14 protein-coding genes are annotated in these 17,767 nt (G+C 51.5%); 9 read left to right on the top strand and 5 right to left on the bottom strand.

The genetic code is table 11. The features are described from left to right. The first annotated feature begins 83 nt into the window (after positions 1-83). The 5 genes from pyk to ETV65_RS00695 all read left to right on the top strand — a co-directional run bounded on the left by pyk (position 84) and on the right by ETV65_RS00695 (position 8,765). Positions 84-1,526: a pyruvate kinase gene (gene pyk / locus ETV65_RS00715; RefSeq protein ID WP_129951103.1), complete on the top strand. Its 1,443-nt coding sequence runs from the start codon at positions 84-86 to the stop codon at positions 1,524-1,526. A 631-nt stretch (positions 1,527-2,157) separates the two neighbouring features. Further along, positions 2,158-3,726 (top strand): aspartate aminotransferase family protein, encoded by a 1,569-nt coding sequence (locus ETV65_RS00710; protein ID WP_129951102.1) that lies wholly within the window; start codon positions 2,158-2,160, stop codon positions 3,724-3,726. Between the two features lie 13 nt (positions 3,727-3,739). Beyond that, positions 3,740-5,050, top strand: a complete 1,311-nt coding sequence (locus ETV65_RS00705) for a lysine N(6)-hydroxylase/L-ornithine N(5)-oxygenase family protein (protein ID WP_129951101.1) — start codon at positions 3,740-3,742, stop codon at positions 5,048-5,050. Positions 5,051-5,063: 13 nt separating this feature from the next. Continuing rightward, positions 5,064-7,448 carry a GNAT family N-acetyltransferase gene (locus tag ETV65_RS00700; protein WP_129951100.1) on the top strand — a complete coding sequence of 795 codons (2,385 nt, stop codon included), beginning with the start codon at positions 5,064-5,066 and terminating at the stop codon, positions 7,446-7,448. Positions 7,449-7,532: 84 nt separating this feature from the next. Continuing rightward, entirely contained in the window at positions 7,533-8,765 is a 1,233-nt protein-coding gene (locus ETV65_RS00695; protein ID WP_129951099.1) for an MFS transporter, read from the top strand. 33 nt (positions 8,766-8,798) lie between these two features. Here the strand turns inward: ETV65_RS00695 and lpxM are convergent, their stop codons facing one another. The 3 genes from lpxM to znuA form a co-directional block, all read right to left on the bottom strand. Continuing rightward, positions 8,799-9,779: a lauroyl-Kdo(2)-lipid IV(A) myristoyltransferase gene (lpxM, locus tag ETV65_RS00690; protein WP_129951098.1), complete on the bottom strand. Its 981-nt coding sequence runs from the start codon at positions 9,777-9,779 to the stop codon at positions 8,799-8,801. A gap of 93 nt (positions 9,780-9,872) precedes the next feature. After that, complete coding sequence (gene mepM / locus ETV65_RS00685; protein ID WP_129951097.1) at positions 9,873-11,207, bottom strand: murein DD-endopeptidase MepM; 1,335 nt, start codon at positions 11,205-11,207, stop codon at positions 9,873-9,875. Between the two features lie 20 nt (positions 11,208-11,227). Next, on the bottom strand, positions 11,228-12,166 hold the full coding sequence (gene znuA / locus ETV65_RS00680) for a zinc ABC transporter substrate-binding protein ZnuA (protein ID WP_129951096.1): 939 nt from the start codon (positions 12,164-12,166) through the stop codon (positions 11,228-11,230). A 95-nt stretch (positions 12,167-12,261) separates the two neighbouring features. Here znuA and znuC point away from each other — a divergent pair, with 95 nt between their 5' ends. Both znuC and znuB read left to right on the top strand, forming a co-directional pair. Further along, the gene (gene znuC / locus ETV65_RS00675; protein ID WP_129951095.1) at positions 12,262-13,020 is read left to right on the top strand and encodes a zinc ABC transporter ATP-binding protein ZnuC; all 759 of its coding nucleotides are present in this window, start codon (positions 12,262-12,264) and stop codon (positions 13,018-13,020) included. Further along, positions 13,017-13,802: a zinc ABC transporter permease subunit ZnuB gene (gene znuB, locus ETV65_RS00670; RefSeq protein WP_129951094.1), complete on the top strand. Its 786-nt coding sequence runs from the start codon at positions 13,017-13,019 to the stop codon at positions 13,800-13,802. The genes znuC and znuB overlap by 4 nt, the downstream gene beginning before the upstream one ends. Before the next feature lie 45 nt (positions 13,803-13,847). Here the strand turns inward: znuB and ETV65_RS00665 are convergent, their stop codons facing one another. Continuing rightward, complete coding sequence (locus tag ETV65_RS00665; RefSeq protein WP_129951093.1) at positions 13,848-15,227, bottom strand: sodium:proton antiporter; 1,380 nt, start codon at positions 15,225-15,227, stop codon at positions 13,848-13,850. 154 nt (positions 15,228-15,381) lie between these two features. Between ETV65_RS00665 and ETV65_RS00660 the strand changes: the two genes are divergently transcribed. Further along, on the top strand, positions 15,382-15,687 hold the full coding sequence (locus ETV65_RS00660; RefSeq protein ID WP_129951092.1) for an EthD family reductase: 306 nt from the start codon (positions 15,382-15,384) through the stop codon (positions 15,685-15,687). 101 nt (positions 15,688-15,788) lie between these two features. Here the strand turns inward: ETV65_RS00660 and ETV65_RS00655 are convergent, their stop codons facing one another. Then, on the bottom strand, positions 15,789-16,115 hold the full coding sequence (locus ETV65_RS00655) for a hypothetical protein (RefSeq protein WP_129951091.1): 327 nt from the start codon (positions 16,113-16,115) through the stop codon (positions 15,789-15,791). A 331-nt stretch (positions 16,116-16,446) separates the two neighbouring features. Between ETV65_RS00655 and ETV65_RS25055 the strand changes: the two genes are divergently transcribed. Further along, positions 16,447-17,736 (top strand): YadA C-terminal domain-containing protein, encoded by a 1,290-nt coding sequence (locus tag ETV65_RS25055; protein ID WP_240782798.1) that lies wholly within the window; start codon positions 16,447-16,449, stop codon positions 17,734-17,736. Positions 17,737-17,767: the final 31 nt, after the last annotated feature.

Below are 17,767 nucleotides of genomic sequence, written 5' to 3'. Positions count from 1 at the left end.
TTTTGTATTACAATTACACCTAAACCTAATGTGGGCTCGCTGTTTTTTGCATTACCATTTTTCATCAGTTAACGGAGTTAGGCATGTCCAGAAGGCTCAGAAGAACGAAGATCGTTACCACACTCGGCCCTGCAACTGACCGCGACAATAATCTAGAGAAGATCATTGCTGCTGGTGCAAATGTTGTGCGTATGAATTTCTCCCACGGAACCCCTGAAGATCACATCCTCCGCGCTAACAAAGTCCGTGAAATAGCCGCGCGTCTCGGCCGCCACGTCGCGATCCTTGGCGATCTGCAAGGCCCAAAAATCCGCGTATCAACCTTTAAGGAAGGTAAAGTTTTCCTCAATATCGGCGACAAATTCCTGCTTGATGCCAATATGAGTAAAGGTGAAGGCGATAAAGAAAAAGTAGGTATTGATTATAAAGGTCTGCCGGCCGATGTGGTGCCTGGTGACATTCTGTTACTTGATGACGGCCGTGTGCAGCTGAAAGTACTGGAAGTTCAGGGCATGAAAGTGTTCACCGAAGTTACCGTGGGCGGCCCGCTCTCTAATAATAAAGGCATCAACAAGCTGGGCGGTGGCCTTTCTGCCGAAGCCCTGACTGAGAAAGATAAAGCAGACATTATTACTGCGGCCAAAATGGACGTAGATTATCTGGCAGTTTCATTCCCACGCACTGGCGAAGATCTTAACTATGCGCGCCGTCTGGCCCGCGATGCAGGCTGTAATGCGCAGATTGTTTCTAAAGTTGAACGTGCTGAAGCGGTAGCGACAGATGAAGCAATGGATGACATCATTCTGGCTTCCGACGTTGTCATGGTGGCCCGTGGTGACCTGGGTGTCGAGATCGGTGACCCTGAGCTGGTCGGTATCCAGAAAAAACTGATCCGTCGTGCACGTCAGTTAAACCGCGCGGTGATCACGGCGACCCAGATGATGGAATCAATGATCACCAACCCGATGCCAACCCGCGCAGAAGTGATGGACGTGGCGAACGCCGTGCTCGATGGCACCGATGCGGTGATGCTGTCAGCGGAAACGGCAGCGGGTCAGTATCCGGCTGAAACCGTGGCGGCCATGGCACGCGTTTGTCTGGGTGCAGAAAAAATCCCCAGCATTAACGTCTCCAAGCACCGCCTGGACGTGGAATTCGATAATATCGAAGAAGCCATTGCGATGTCTGCCATGTACGCAGCAAACCATCTGAAAGGCGTGACAGCCATCATTTCCATGACTGAATCGGGTCGTACTGCGCTGATGTTGTCCCGTATCAGCTCCGGTCTGCCGATATTTGCCATGTCACGTCACGAACACACCCTGAACCTGACCGCGATTTACCGTGGCGTCACCCCTGTCTTCTTCGACAGCGTGAATGACGGGGTAGCGGGTGCACAAGATGCTGTGAATTTACTGCGTGATAAAGGTTATCTTTTGTCCGGCGATCTGGTGATCATCACCCAGGGTGATGTCATGAGTACCATCGGCACCACCAATACCAGCCGTATATTGCGTGTAGAATAATGGCAAAATGTAATAAGATATAAATATAGGGCCGATCATGATGATCGGCCTTCTTATTTACTCCCCCGCCCGAAAATTTACTCCCCTTTTGCATATCCGCCCAAATGCTTAATGCGAATATTATTGTTGCCATTGTTTTGAAATAATCAGGTGCGGCGTGCAAACGTTCCGTCGGTAAAAGTTATTACACTTACAAACACTGCGTCTAAATATAACTTTTGATAGTAAAATACGCCCCCACTTAGACAAAATAATGTATAAAAAATACAGATTCTTCCCATAGGAATATTAAGAGCTTAATATTCACGTACTGATTTATGTGACGAGCATCACATTAAACAATCAAAAAGTTCTGTTATGCACAAATGTTTACTCTCGTTGTTGAATGATAATGATTTGCATTTATAATGATTCTCAATCGTTAAAACATTGCATAAATCCGTACTAAGGAAATCAAACAAGACATAACACTTATTATTTTTCATAAGAAAAAATATTTAACCATACACTTTACAGGCATGGCCATCAGCCCTGCCTGCTAATGCTTACGTTCACTGCTAAATCCTGACTTTATCCGGGCGGCCGCCCCACGCCTGCTGAGGATGAAAAGGACTAACCCAAAGGATACAGAATGAGCCAGATAAATAACTGGGAATTAATGCAATCCGGTAGCCAAAATCTCACCCCAGCCCAGGCAAATATAAGCAAAAATAAGGGTTATATTTTTAACCACCACAATACCCCTGAATGGCAGGCGCAGATTGAACAAGGCGTTGAATTAATTAAATCCCATATTAACCATACTGAGAAACCCTTTTCCGGTGTTTCTCCGGCTGAATTAGCCGAGCAATTTCGCCATATTGACCTGACTAAACCTCTGGACGGAACGCGGCTGGCGCTGGAAGAACTGGATGATTTATATCTTCAGCACGCGGTCTATTTCCATCATCCGAAATACCTGGCGCATCTCAACTGTCCGACCGTCTTACCTTCCCAACTGGCGGAGCTGTTTATCAGTGCCATCAACTCCTCGGTGGATACCTGGGATCAGAGCGCAGGCGGCACGCTCATCGAGCAAAAAGTCATTGACTGGACACTCGCCCGTATCGGTTTTGGCGCACAGTCAGACGGTATTTTCACCAGCGGCGGGACCCAGTCCAACCTGATGGCCATGCTGCTGGCGCGCGACAGCCATTGCAAACGCACCCGACCGCAGCACAGCATCAAATATCAGGGTCTGCCGCCGGAAGCCAACCGCTGGCGTATTTTCAGTTCACAGGTCAGCCACTTCAGTATTCAAAAATCCGCTGCCCTGCTCGGCCTGGGTTATGACGCCGTGGTGCCGGTCGCCTGCGACAGCGCTTTTCGCATGGATATTGCCGCACTCCGTCAGGAAATTGAGCGCTGCCACGCTGAAGGGTTGATTCCGATTGCCGTCGTGGCAACCGCCGGTACGACTGACTTTGGCAGTATCGACCCGCTGAATGAGATCGCTGAAATCTGCCGCCAGGAAAAAATCTGGATGCATGCAGATGCCGCATACGGCTGTGGTTTGCTGGTTTCGCCACAGCATCGTCAGCGGATTGACGGCATCCATCTGGCCGATTCCGTCACCGTGGATTACCACAAATCCTTCTTCCAGCCGGTAAGCTGCAGCGCGTTTCTGGTTAATGACCACCGTCATCTGGAGCACGTGACACATCACGCCGAATATCTGAATCCGCTGAGTGCGAAACTGGAAGGCACGCCGAATCTGGTGAATAAAAGTATCCAGACCACCAAACGTTTTGATGCCCTCAAAATGTGGCTGACGTTGCGCATTATGGGTCAGCAGGCATTAGGAGAATCCTTTGATGTGCTGCTGGCCCGCGCGACACAAACGCATCAGATGATGGAAGAGAATCCGAATATTGAAGTGCTGCATAAGCCGGAGCTGAGCACGCTGGTGTTTCGGTTCGTACCGCGTTTATCCATGACGCATGAACAGATTGACGACATCAACGCCGGGATCCGTAAGGCCATTTTCCGCGACGGCAGCGCCGTTATCGCCGGAACCAAAGTACATCAGCGCCAGTATCTGAAATTTACCTTACTCAACCCAGCCACCACCACGGAAGACGTTGCCGATGTGCTTAGCCTGATTACTCATTACGGCAAAGAACTCACTGCCAGTGCGCTGAGCGCCGCGAAAAACCGGTAAAAGGAGCCACACCATGAATACCCACCCAAACGACCCTATGTATGATTTTATCGCCGTAGGAATCGGTCCGTTTAACCTCGGGCTGGCCTGTCTGACTGAACCACTGAAAGCGCTGAACGGCCTGTTTTTAGACCAGAATGACAGCTTCGACTGGCACACCGGCATGATGCTGGAAAGCGCACATTTACAGACCCCGTTTATGGCCGATCTGGTGACGCTTGCCGATCCGACCAGCCCTTACAGTTTTCTTAATTATCTTAAATTAAAGGGAAAACTCTACTCATTCTACATCCGTGAAGATTTCTTCATGATGCGTAAAGAGTTCAATCAGTATTGTCAGTGGGCATGCAGCCAGCTGACCAGCCTGCAATTCTCCACGCGCGTGGAGGGCGTTACCTGGGATGCGGCACAGGAATGCTATCGGATAGAGGCGCGCTCGACGAAAAGCGGCGAAAAACAGATTTACCGTACCCGAAGGCTGGTTCTCGGCACAGGGCCGTCAGCGTGGATGCCTGCCTGTGCGCGGGATGCCGGTAGAAACGTGCATCACTCCTCGGCCTATTTACCGAATAAACAGCAGGTACAAAATTCAAAATCCATTACCGTAGTCGGCAGTGGCCAGAGCGCCGCAGAAATTTACTATGACCTGCTCTCCGACATCGACACGCACAATTATCATCTGACGTGGGTAACCCGTGCACCGCGTTTCTACCCGCTGGAATACAGCAAACTGACGCTGGAAATGACCTCACCGGAATATATCGACTATTTCCACGCGCTGCCGGTAAGCAAGCGCGATCAGCTCAATCGGGAACAAAAATGTCTGTATAAGGGCATTAACATCAGTCTGATCAACGATATTTATGACCTGATGTACGTCAAACGCCTCGACGGCCCGCTGAGTGTCGATTTGTACACACATTCGGAACTGACAGCGCTGACCCGCAGCCGCAGCGGCGAACTTGAAATGACCTTGTTCCACCACGAACAGCAACAGCAATACCGGCACCGCACGGAATCAGTGATCCTCGCGACCGGGTACGGCTATCAGCCACCGCAGTTTGTGGAGGGCATTTATAACCGCATTCAGTGGGATGAAGCCGGTCGTTACGCCGTCAACCGCAATTACAGCATCGATGCGCACAACCAGATTTTCGTACAAAACGCCGAGCTTCATACGCACGGTTTCGTCACACCGGATCTGGGCATGGCGTGCTACCGCAACAGCACTATTATCCGCGAAATGCTCGGCCATGAAGTGTATCCGGTGGAAAAAACCATTGCTTTCCAGACCTTTGGCACCCGCAGCCCTGACGCAAACTAACGGAGATTTACTCATGTCTGATGCCATTTCTACCGCCGTATTCTCCTGCCTGCGCGATGCAGGGAAACTGTCTTTACGCCCGCTGTCTCCGGAAAAAGACGCCGCCGTTTTACATGGCTGGATGACGCAGCCCTACGCGCATTTCTGGGGGATGCAAAACAGCACCATTGCAGAAGTCAGCAATTTCTATCGCGACCTGACTCAGGATAAACCGCTGGCAGCGCTGATGGGCGAAATCGACGGACAGCCGCAATTTCTCATCGAATGCTATCCGGTTGAGGATGACCCGCTGCATGAGCATTACGCTGTACAACCCGGTGATATGGGCATGCATATTCTGTTGTCACCGGCTGAAAAGCCGGTGACTGGCTTCAGCTGGCAGGTGTTTTCAGCGGTGATGGAGTACCTGTTCAGCCAGCCCGATGTCCGGCGCGTGGTAGTCGAGCCGGATGTTCGCAATGAAAAAATTCATAAGCTGAATAAACGCGCCGGTTTCCGCTATCAGAAACAAATCCAACTGACACACAAAACTGCATGGCTGGCATTTTGCCAGCGCGAAGATTTTTTTCAGGCCAGCCAGAAGGAAAAACACACCATGACCCCTGCTAATCTGCAAACCGGGCAGCACCTGCAACCTGAAATCTGGGCGAAAGCGAATGCCCTGCTGCTGCGTAAATGCCTGTCCGAGCTAACCCATGAACGTCTGCTCACACCTCAGGCATTAAAAACAACCGGCACCTGGACGGATTATCAGCTGACGGTTCCCGCCTCGGAAATTGAATACCATTTCCGGGCACGCTTGCTGCCACTCAATGACTGGATGATTGATCTCAAGAGCATTAAGCGTCTGGATAATTTTACCGTGCAACCCCTGGATGCCGTTAAATTTATCATTGAATTCGCAGAACATATTGGTATCTCACAAGCCATGCTGCCGACTTATCTGGAAGAAATCAGCAGCACGCTTTACAGCAGCGCTTATAAACTGGCGAATAATCACACGACAGCAAAGCAACTGTCAGAAGCCGATTTCCAGACTGTCGAAACCAGCATGACTGAAGGCCATCCAGGCTTTATCGCTAACAATGGCCGTATCGGTTTTGATGCCGGTGATTATGTTCGCTATGCACCGGAAGCGGCCAGCCCACTGCAACTGGTCTGGGTTGCGGTTCATCATGACAAAGCACATTTCGCCAGTGTCGAAGGTTTGCCCTATGAAAAGCTGATCGCAGAAGAGTTGGGCGAAGCGCAGATTTGTGCTTTCACGCAGAAGCTGATTGATAAAGGTGTCGATCCGAAAAATTACTATTTCATGCCGGTGCATCCGTGGCAGTGGCAGAACAAATTACTGACCGTTTTCGCACCGGATATTGCCCGTCAGTTTCTGATTTATCTTGGTGAAGGTGAGGATAACTATCTGGCGCAGCAGTCAATCCGCACCTTCTACAATACCAGCCGTCCGCAAGGGCGTTACGTTAAAACAGCGTTGTCGATCCTGAATATGGGCTTTATGCGCGGGCTTTCGCCGTACTATATGGCGACGACGCCGGGCATCAATGAATGGCTGGCGGATCTGGTGGAAAACGATTCGTATCTGCAATCCACCGGTTTCAGCATTTTGCAGGAAGTGGCGTCGCTCGGTTATCACAATCACTATTTCGAAGACGCCATAAAAGGTGACAGCGCATACAAAAAAATGTTTGCGGCGCTGTGGCGTGAAAATCCGGTCGCCCTGTTGCAACCCAACCAGCGCCTGATGACCATGGCTGCCCTGCTGCATACCGACAAACATGGCGATGCGCTGATTGTCGAGATGATCAAATCATCCGGCCTGGCCACCGGAGACTGGCTTAAACGTTACATGCACGCCTATCTCAGCCCGCTGCTGCACTGTTTCTATCAGTACGATCTGGTGTTCATGCCGCATGGCGAAAACCTGATTCTGCGTTTCGAAAACAATATCCCGGTCAATGCCTTCATGAAGGATATCGCCGAGGAAATTGCGGTGATGAACCCGGATGCCTGTCTGCCTGAAAAAGCCAAACGTCTGGCGGTAGATGTGCCTGATGATCTGAAAATTTTGTCGATTTTCACTGACGTCTTTGCCGGCGTATTCCGGTTTATTGCCCGCATTCTGGAAGAGCATGGCGATTATCCTGCCGGGCAGTTCTGGCAGATGGTGGCAGAAGTGGTCCGCGATTATCAGACTCAGTATCCGGAACTGGCCGGGAAATTTGCCCGGTATGATATGTTCGGTGCCGAGTTTACGCACTCGTGTCTGAACCGCCTGCAACTGGCGAATAATCAGCAAATGATCAATCTTTCAGATCCGGCGCAGAATCTTAAGTTCGCCGGCACGCTGGAAAATCCGATTGCCGCCTACGCCAACCGTTACTGAAACCCCTTTTTCTAATCTGCAGAATTTTAGCGCGGCTTTCACAGGCCGCGCTTTTTTGATGTGAAATCCTGGAGTATTAACGTTATGTCGTCCGTTTCCGAACCCGCTTCGCGGTTGAATTTTCGCCAGAGGTTGTTCCCGCTGTCGCTGGTGTTATTCGAATTTGCCACCTATATAGCCCACGATATGATCCAGCCGGGTATGTTGCGGGTGGTCAGTGATTTCAGTGCCAGTGCCGACTGGGTTTCCACCTCACTGACCGCGTATCTGTGCGGCGGTATTTTGCTGCAATGGCTGCTGGGTCCGCTTTCCGACAGGCTCGGACGCAGACCTGTCCTGCTGGCAGGCGTGGCCTTCTTCACCGCCACGTGCCTGCTGACAGTTTTTACCCAAAACATTGAACAATTCATTCTGATGCGCTTTTTACAGGGCATGAGTCTGTGCTTTATCGGTGCAGTGGGTTATGCCGCCATTCAGGAAGCATTCAGTGAAACAATGAGCGTTAAACTGATGGCGCTGATGGCTAACATCACGCTGATAGCCCCCCTGCTCGGGCCGCTGGCTGGCGCGGTATTTATTCATTATGCGCCATGGAAAGCCATGTTTGTGTTGTTCTCGCTGGTCTCTGCATTTTCATTCTGGGGTCTGTGGCGCAGCATGCCGGAAACTGCCACCGGACGCGGGGAAAGATTTTCAATACGCCGCTTACTGACCGATTACCGCGAAGTGTTCAGCAATACCGGCGTGATTTTCGGGTCGCTGTCCATCGGGCTGATCACCCTTCCGCTGCTGGCGTGGGTGGCGCAGTCACCGGTATTACTGATTCAGGATGCCGGTATGACGCCGCTACAGTACGGATGGTTACAGGTGCCGGTATTCGCCGGGCTGATTATCGGTAATATCACACTCAGCAAAATCAGTGGGAAAGTGAATATCCGCACGCCCGTCTGGATAGGCATTGCCCCAATAGTGCTCGGTCTGGCGGTCAGCGCCGGTGCCGCGCTGTTTATGGTGCACGCCTGGGGCTGGATAATTGGCGGGCTCAGCCTGTATGCGCTGGGCTCAGGGCTGGTAAATGCCGGGCTTTACCGTCTGACACTGTTTTCCAGCCCGACCGGCAAAGGCACCGTTGCGGCGACGCTGGGGCTGATCACAATTGTGGTATTTGCGGCGGGCATCGAAGTGGCAAAGCAGTTGTATTTCGTACTCGGCAGCGGCATGTTTATGCTGACGGGTATGATTTCCGGCGCGACCGGCGTATTGCTGATTGCCGCGTTCCTCAGGCGTATCCCTGAAAAAAACATACAAAAAAGCTGAGGTGTGAGCCTCAGCCTTTCAAATTTTTAACGGTTACTTTTTGGGATAAAGTTCTTTGCGCGAATAAGGCTCAGGTTCACCCGGCTTTCGGGTTTTAAGCAGCTTGAGGATCCAGGTGTACTGTTCCGGATTCGGTCCGACCAGCACTTCCACCTCCTCGTTCATCCGCCGTGCGATACGATTGTCATCGGCAGTGGCCAGATCATCCATCGGCGGGCGCACATAAATATCCAGCCTTTGTTCGTGGCCGTTATAGACAGGGAACAGCGGGATGATCGACGCACGGCACACTTTCATCAGACGTCCGACCGCAGGCAATGTCGCCTTGTAGGTGGCAAAGAAATCGACGAACTCACTGTGCTCAGCGCCGTGATCCTGATCCGGCAGATAGTAACCCCAGTACCCCTGACGCACTGAACTGATGAACGGCTTGATGCCGTCATTACGCGCATGCATTCGACCACCAAAACGACGGCGAACGGTATTCCACAGATAATCGGTCAGCGGGTTTTTCTGATTATGGAACATAGCGGCCATCGGCTGTCCGTCAGCGGCCATCAGCATCGCCGGGATATCCACAGCCCATCCGTGTGGCACCAGAAAAATCACATTTTTACCTTCGGCATGCATCTGGTCGACAATTTCTTTGCCGTGCCAGTGAACACGCTGCATGATTTTTTTAGGATCACGGAGGGCCAGTTCAGCCATCATCACCATAGATTGCGGAGCGGTGGCAAACATCTCATCGATGATATGTTCACGTTCAGCTTCAGGTGTTTCGGGCAGACAATACAGCAGATTAATTTGCGCACGACGACGTGCGCCTTTCGCAAATTTTCCGGCCAGACGGCCAAGGCTGCCTAAAATAGGGTCGCGAACCTTCGCCGGCAGATATGCCATTCCGGCCATCGCTCCGACGCCCAGCCAGACGCCCCAGTAGCGCGGATGATAGAAGGTTTTCTGAAATTGCGGAATAAATTCAATAGTCGATCGTTTTTCTTTTTCTGGCTGCATGCTCAGGCTCTTATGACAAATTCTGCCTTAATGATAAGTGCAGTGATTTATTTTGCAATAAATCACTGCCTTGGAAAATTAAGCGCGAAGAGATCAGTCAAGCTTCAGTTGAGGAACAACCTCACGAACAGTGGCCAGATAAGTACTGCGATCTTTACCTGTCAGCCCTTCCGTTCTCGGCAGTTTTGCCGTCAGCGGATTCACAGCCAGCTGGTTAATCCACATTTCAAAATGCAAATGCGGGCCGGTTGAACGGCCGGTATTGCCGGACAGTGCGATGCGATCGCCCCGTTTCACTTTCTGACCGGGTTTCACCAACAGCTTACGCAAATGCATATAACGGGTCATGTACTGACGACCGTGACGGATGGCAACATAGTTACCCGCAGCGCCGCCATTCTTGGCAACGACCACTTCACCATCGCCCACCGCCAGCACCGGCGTACCGACAGGTACGGCGAAATCGACGCCACGGTGCGGTGCTATGCGCCCGGTCACCGGGTTCAGACGACGCGGGTTGAAATTAGAAGAAACGCGGTATTGTTTACCGGTCGGGAAACGCAGGAAGCCCTTCGCCAGCCCGCTGCCGGTGCGGTCATAAAATTTGCCGTCTTCAGCCCGGACAGCGTAATAGTCTTTGCCGCCGGTACGCATATGCACGGCCTGCAATTCACTTTGCTCATTCTTACCGTCCAGTACTTCGTGGGACATCAGCACCGCAAAGTCGTCGCCTTTCTTCAATTTACGGAAATCAAGTTGCCACTGCAGTGCTTTAATAACAGCACTGACTTCAGCGCTGCTCAGCCCTGCGGCTTTGGCGCTGGTGACAAAACTGCCGTTCAGCGTCCCTTTCAATACTGAATCTTTCCATTCCCCTTTCAGGGTTTCCAGAGAGGATTTAAACGTGTTGCCCGAACGGTCAAAGGTGTAAGTTTCGCGACGTGATTTTTCCCATGTCAGGCGTTGCAAATCACCGGCATCATTGAGCGTCCACGAAATTTGCTGACCGATTTTCAGATTACGTAAATCACGGTTGGCATCTGAAAGTGCAGCGATTTCTGACATATCAATGCCGTACTGATTCAGAATGCTACTCAGCGTATCGCCGGTAGAAACCACATATTCATGTACGCCGGCTTCATTGACTGTTTTATCGTCAAGATCATCTTGCGGAATGTCATCATCGGCGGGGGGAGACTGGTCGATAGGCTCGCTGGCTTCAGGAAGCAGTGAACGTAATTGCTGGTTATCAAGGGTGATATTTTTAACCAGCGGTTTGGTATCGGAAAGGTCATTGTCCGGGTGATAGGCTAACGGTTTCCATACGGCCACAGCCAGTGTGACGACGGTAAGTGACCCCAGCATAATGCGATGGGGCCGCGGAAGGTTGCTATACGCCAGAGCGATAGATCGGGCTATCAGCTGCACTTAAATTCTGTCCTTTTAGCTTACTTCAGGCAGCTCAGGTACTGGTTCGCCAGCTGTGACAAAAAGTTCACGTAGCTGTCCGCACCGAGTGCAATGCTGCTCCCCAAGGGATCCAATGTGCCCATACGCACTTTTGTTCCCTGGGCAACAGCCGTTATGACGGCTGGCCTGAATTGTGGCTCAGCAAAAACGCAGGTCGCTTTTTGCTCAACCAACTGTGTTCGAATGAGATGTAATCGCTGTGCACCAGGTTGAATTTCGGGGTTGATCGTAAAGTGACCACGTGGCGAAAGGCCGAAGTGTTTTTCAAAGTAGCCATAAGCGTCGTGAAAAACAAAATATCCCTTACCCTGCACAGGCTGCAGCATAGTACCAATATTTTTGTCAGTTTTTGTCAGCCCGTCTTCAAAACGTGCCAAATTTACATCTAATTGTTGCTTTTTCTGCGGAACCAGCTCTGCGAGCTTGTTGTGGATCTCAATGGCGGCTTCGCGGGCGATTGCCGGTGACAACCAGACGTGCATATTATATTCGCCATGGCGGTGTTCATCCGCCTCATGCTCATGCTCATGCTCATGAGCCTCGTCATGTTCATCGTCATCACTGCCTTTCATCAGCAATGGTTTCACTGCCGGTAACGTCGCGATGGCGACCTGACGGATTGGTGGCAGTTGCGCTGCTGACTTGGTCATAAACGCTTCCATTTCCGGCCCCACCCATACCACCAGATCGGCGCTGCGCATACGCTGAATATCGGAAGGGCGTAATGCAAAATCATGAGGCGACGCCCCGTCCGGCAGCAACACTTGCGTCGGCATGACGCCGTCGGCAATAGCGGATGCGATAAAACCCAGCGGGCGTACGGAAGCCAGAACAGCGGCCTGCGTGCTGAAAACCGCACCTGAACTTAATATTGCGGCGGCCAGAAACATCCGTTTAACGCTTTTTTTCTGTATCATGCTGAGTGAACTCATCTTCGGGTTGGGGGAAAACTGGTTATTTTTAGCGAAACGCAATATTATAACATCCGATTTGTTCTGCAAGACCCTATGACATGTCCACATTAGCTACGCTCCAAAATATTTCAGTGACTTTCGGTGCACGACGGGTGTTGTCCAACATCTCGTTAAGTCTGCAACCGGGGAAAATTCTGACCCTTCTCGGCCCGAATGGCGCGGGAAAGTCCACATTAGTGCGCGTTGTGCTTGGCCTGATTGCGCCAACAGAAGGCAAGATGACCTGCGAACCCGGTTTACGTATCGGCTATGTTCCGCAGAAAATTCATCTCGATCCCACCATGCCGCTGACCGTCAGCCGTTTTATGCGACTGAAGCCCGGTGTGAAAAAAAGCGATATTTTGCCCGCCCTGAAACGCGTACAGGCAGCGCATCTGCTGGATCAACCGATGCAGAAACTCTCCGGCGGCGAAAACCAGCGTGTTCTGCTGGCGCGTGCGTTAATGAACAGCCCGCAGTTATTGGTACTCGATGAGCCGACTCAGGGCGTTGACGTCAACGGACAGCTGGCGCTGTACAACCTGATCGACAGCCTGCGCTGCGAATTGGGTTGCGCCGTGCTGATGGTTTCGCATGATTTGCATCTGGTGATGGCGAAAACGGATGAAGTGTTGTGCCTGAACCAGCACATCTGCTGTTCCGGCTCGCCGGAAGTGGTCTCTGCGCACCCTGAATTTATTGCGATGTTCGGTAATCGTGGCGCAGAACAGCTGGCTATTTACCGACATAACCATAACCATCGTCATGATTTAAAGGGAAAGATAATTTTGCGCAACACCGGAGGTCGTGACGCATGATCGCGCTGTTATTACCTGGCTGGCTGGCAGGTGTTTTACTGGCAATTGCCGCCGGCCCGCTGGGCTCGTTCGTCGTCTGGCGTCGTATGTCCTATTTCGGCGATACGCTGGCTCATGCGTCACTCCTCGGCGTAGCCTTTGGTTTACTGCTTAATATTAATCCTTTTTATACCGTTATCGCCGTCACTTTATTGCTGGCCGTATTGCTGGTATTGCTCGAACGTAAACCGCACCTGGCTGTCGATACCCTGCTCGGGATTATGGCGCACAGCGCACTGTCACTCGGGCTGGTGGTCGTCAGCCTGATGTCCGGCGTGCGTGTGGATCTGATGGCATATTTGTTCGGTGATTTGTTGTCGGTGACATACAGCGACATCTGGATGATTGGCGTTGGCGTAACGGTGGTGATTGCAGTGCTGTGCTGGCAATGGCGGGCGCTGCTTTCCATGACCATCAGTCCGGAACTGGCGCATGTCGATGGCGTAAACCTGCAACGTTCGCGCATCATCCTGATGCTGGTAACGGCGCTGACCATCGGTCTGGCGATGAAATTCGTCGGTGCGCTGATCATCACCTCATTGCTGATTATTCCCGCCGCGACCGCGCGGCGCTTCGCTAAAACGCCGGAACAAATGGCGTATGTGGCGGTGATAACGGGCATTGTTGCCGTGACCGGCGGCCTGACGTTCTCGGCATTCTATGATACACCTGCCGGCCCTTCTGTCGTGCTGTGTGCCGCGGTGTTATTTATGTTCAGCCTCAGTAAAAAACAGATTGCCTGACCGCAACGCCAGAGACAAAAACGGACGCCCTGAGCGTCCGTTTTTTTATGCATCTTCCTGCTGCCTTTTTTCCCGTGCCTCCCGTTCTTCCTGCGCCGCCTCCTGCCTCGCCTGCCGCCAGTGCAACACCGGTGATACCGTTATGCCGTGGATAACCACGCTGGCGACAATCACCGTGAACGCAATGTTGGTCATATAGTTGGCGTCCGCACCGTGCAGTCCGTGCGTCCAGGCATAAGCGATATAATTCATACTGCCGATACCGCGAATGCCAAACCAGCCGAGCATCAGCCGTCTCCCCTTCGGTACATGTACGCCGATTGTCGTGATATAAACAGCCAGAGGACGGATGACAATAAACAGCAGCGCGGCGATCAGCAGTCCCGTCGGTTCCCAGTGTTCTGCCAGCGTGATTCCAAGCACCATGACAATTCCCGCAGCAAAAATCCGCTCAATGGTATCGCCGAACGACAGTGCATCACCCACCATCAGTCCGATCGAATTGCGCGGCATTTCCGCTTGCATCGAGTGACGCTGGTGAGGATTGACCATGACTTCAGCGGGTGGCGGACGCGACCCCTCACTCAGATCTTCCGGCGGATGCAGGGAAACGACGCGTACTTCCGCGCTGCGAAGCCCGACACCGGCGGCAAATGCCGCAAGGAAACCGGAAGCATCGAGAGATTGCGCGGCCGCATAGCTGAGCGCTATCAGCGACAGCGCCAGAAAATCACTCGGTGCAACCGTACGCTGACGGCTGTGAAAACGCGTCGCACTGAGCCCGACCAGTTTCCCCATCGCAAAACCAATTGCCAACCCGCCGAGCAACGCCCAGACCACATCGCGCCATGCCCAGTGCCACCATTCGTGTGAAGATAATCCGTCCTGCGCCGTGAACAGCATCAGCGCCAGCATCAGCACAGGCAGCGCCGAACCATCGTTCATCCCTGCCTCGCTGGAAAGCGCAACCCGCAGCCCGTCGTCATCATTGGCATCATTCACGGCAATCATGCTGGCCAGCACCGGATCCGTCGGCGCGATAATGGCACCCAATGCAAGGGCCAGCGGCCAGGAAATACCGGTAATGTAATGAGCAATAGCGGCGACGCACAGGACGGTGAGTAACATGGCAGGAAAAGCGAGTAACACACCAACACGCCAGCTTTGTGCGCGAAAAGGCAAGCGGAGTTTCAGTCCGGTAATAAATAATGACGCCGCCATGGCGATTTCAGTGAAATGCGCGGTGAGCGTGGAATACGCCACCAGATCGATATGCAATAAATTCAGAACCCAGGGACCACAAACGATCCCCGCAGCCAGATATAAACCGAACGTTGTCACCGGACCGCGGGAAATCCACCCGGATGCGAGCGACATAATCAATAGCAGTCCTCCGACCGCCGCTGTCCAACCTAAAAATCCCATGTCTATCCCATGCTAAATATCAATTCATTAAGCATAGTACATGTATGCAGATGAATGATTTTTCAGATAAATAACATCGGGCACAAATGGCGAGGCATATCATTAGCCGGTAAGCTAAAATTGATTTTTATCCGGGAATAAGACGAGACATAAAATGATTAAATACAGTGTGCTGTATCCAAATATTGAAAACGGAACCTTTGATCATGATTATTATCGGGATGTACATTTACCCTTGATCAAACGCCGGATGGGGGAGTTTTGCCATTCTTACGCCATCGATAAAATACCCGCAGATGCACCGGCGGAGGCGCCCTTCATCGCCGCCTGCCATATTTATTGCAACTCAATGGAAGACTTCGAAAAAGGCATGCAAGGCAATGCTGCAGATTTCGTCGCCGACGTGGCGAACTTCACTAATATCGAACCGGTGAAGATGATTTTCGACGTTGTGGTCTGACGTTTCCACCCAGCCCTGATCGTAAAAAAGGCGATTAACCTCTCTGGGTAATCGCCTTTTTTCGCGTTCTTTATCTCGCACACCACGTCCTGTCAGCGCAATTATTGGGTCAGCAACTTTTTGATGGGCGCACTCGGTTCGCGCTTAATGGTATGTAAAAACTCCTGGGCTTTGTCATTGACGGCATAATCGGCAGTCACACCAAAGTCCTGCACCATCGCCCACTTTTCAAACAGGGCCTCATCACTGTTACGTATAAACCACAACATTCTCACTGCGGTTACCGCCACCTGAGGGATCTGTGTCACCGTACCATTGATCCACTTATTTAACGTGCTGCGTGGCAGTCCCAGCAGAATACACAACGCGGGCTGATCAATATCCAGCCTCCGGACATAGTCCAGGAATTCTTTTGCGTTATCTGCCATTCACTTATCCCCAATTTCTTAAACCCGCGCATATTGTACAAGAATCTTATAGATATTTCATCTGGTCGCTACTGGCGACTAAAAACGCTCCTTTTGATAGTTACAGAAACAAAAACTCGTGTCTGTTAGCCACCAAAGATGGCTCTGGATGAAACAAACTCATGTAGCGCAATAACTTTACGTTTCTTGACATAAGTCAAATGACCGGTTGATGTGTGAAGCAAGTCACATTCATTGTATGTATGATTTTGTTGAAGAGACAAAAATATCATCCTGATAACACCTCTTATTTGTCGCTAGTAGATACTTATTTCAAGATCGGAAAAAACAAATGAACACTCAGTTTACAGAACGCAACATTCAGATCATCGCCGCTGGTAAAGCCGGTAAGAAACACAGGCTTCAGGCTCCGGCGGACTTCCGGGCACTACGCATAGCCGTTCAGCGCATATGCCTTGGTGTGGTGCTCTCAACAAGTGTTATTCCGGCTGTTCATGCACAACTTTCGGGGGATGACCTGGAGGCTGCCAAAGCCTACTTTGCCAATAATCCGGAAATTCCTTCAGATAAGCAGAATGAGATCTTGCGGAAAAACGACCTTATTCAGGTTTCCGACTATCTCAAAAACAACACCTACTGGAATGGTTCAAGCAATGTTCAGATGCCTGGTTTTGATCCCCTGGCAAGAATGGAAACGCCGATGACACAGACAGCCACTCTTCCCATGACCAACCTGACTCCGGCGGAACACACGATTTCGGTTGCGCAACCACCTGTCAAAAATGATCCAACAGGAACGCCGGTATTACTCACCCCCATAAAAAATGATCCCACAGGTATACCGGTAGACGTTCAGACACAGATGCAAAAAAAACAAGCTGAACAGGTTGCTTTGCGTTATGCGGCGGCGAATGCCCCTCATGATGGCCTTGATGGTAAAGATGGAATCGATGGCAAAGATGGCAAAGATGGCGCTAAGGGCGACACCGGCTTAGCAGGTACTGACGGAAAAGATGCCGACATGTCTAAAGTTAATGCCAACAGCGAAGCTATCCAGGGTGATGAAATGGCAGAAGCGAATCGTCAGCGGACTTCGATGCAACATGTGGATGTGGTTGCTCTCGCCCAGACAGCTCAGGACTCAACACAGAAAACGCAGGCAGAAACGAAAAAACAGATCGCCGCCGCTCAGGCTAAAGTTGCCCATGAACAGCAGATCGAACATATATACTACGATCAGCAAATCCAGCAATTAGCCGCAGGAGCTCACGCCGAAGTCTTAGCGGAATCCCACAGCCGGGCTGCGGGCGATGCCCGTACACTGGCTCAGGCAAATGACTACACCAATAAAAGATTCTCTGATCTGAAAACGCGGGTTGATGACAACAAAAAAGAAGCGGCGGCCGGTTCAGCCTCTGCCATGGCTCAGGCCAATATTCCGCAGGTGCAGGAATCTCAGCAGTTCGCGGTGGGTGCTGGTGTGGGCGGTTATGATTCAGAGAATGCGCTGTCAGTCGGTGCTTCCTTCCACGCGGGCAGAGCCACCATCGTAAAAATGTCAGTCTCCGACGACTCACAGAATAACGTGGGTTATGGCGCAGGCATGAGCGTTGGCTGGTAATCGCACGATTAAAAAGAGGCTGACCGTTTCA

The organism is Rahnella sp. RFA10(1/100), assembly GCF_004195115.1.
In the GTDB taxonomy this organism is placed as follows: domain Bacteria; phylum Pseudomonadota; class Gammaproteobacteria; order Enterobacterales; family Enterobacteriaceae; genus Rahnella; species Rahnella perminowiae.
Note: the sequence above shows the minus strand (reverse complement) of the source record. Positions and strands in the feature narration are given on the sequence as shown.

Bases quoted from the DNA above. Each gene is read 5' to 3' on its own strand.
- pyk (WP_129951103.1), top strand. From the start codon at position 84: ATGTCCAGAAGGCTCAGAAGAACGAAGATCGTTACCACACTCGGCCCT.
- ETV65_RS00710 (WP_129951102.1), top strand. From the start codon at position 2,158: ATGAGCCAGATAAATAACTGGGAATTAATGCAATCCGGTAGCCAAAAT.
- ETV65_RS00705 (WP_129951101.1), top strand. From the start codon at position 3,740: ATGAATACCCACCCAAACGACCCTATGTATGATTTTATCGCCGTAGGA.
- ETV65_RS00700 (WP_129951100.1), top strand. From the start codon at position 5,064: ATGTCTGATGCCATTTCTACCGCCGTATTCTCCTGCCTGCGCGATGCA.
- ETV65_RS00695 (WP_129951099.1), top strand. From the start codon at position 7,533: ATGTCGTCCGTTTCCGAACCCGCTTCGCGGTTGAATTTTCGCCAGAGG.
- lpxM (WP_129951098.1), bottom strand. From the start codon at position 9,779: ATGCAGCCAGAAAAAGAAAAACGATCGACTATTGAATTTATTCCGCAA.
- znuA (WP_129951096.1), bottom strand. From the start codon at position 12,166: ATGATACAGAAAAAAAGCGTTAAACGGATGTTTCTGGCCGCCGCAATA.
- znuC (WP_129951095.1), top strand. From the start codon at position 12,262: ATGTCCACATTAGCTACGCTCCAAAATATTTCAGTGACTTTCGGTGCA.
- znuB (WP_129951094.1), top strand. From the start codon at position 13,017: ATGATCGCGCTGTTATTACCTGGCTGGCTGGCAGGTGTTTTACTGGCA.
- ETV65_RS00665 (WP_129951093.1), bottom strand. From the start codon at position 15,227: ATGGGATTTTTAGGTTGGACAGCGGCGGTCGGAGGACTGCTATTGATT.
- ETV65_RS00660 (WP_129951092.1), top strand. From the start codon at position 15,382: ATGATTAAATACAGTGTGCTGTATCCAAATATTGAAAACGGAACCTTT.
- ETV65_RS00655 (WP_129951091.1), bottom strand. From the start codon at position 16,115: ATGGCAGATAACGCAAAAGAATTCCTGGACTATGTCCGGAGGCTGGAT.
- ETV65_RS25055 (WP_240782798.1), top strand. From the start codon at position 16,447: ATGAACACTCAGTTTACAGAACGCAACATTCAGATCATCGCCGCTGGT.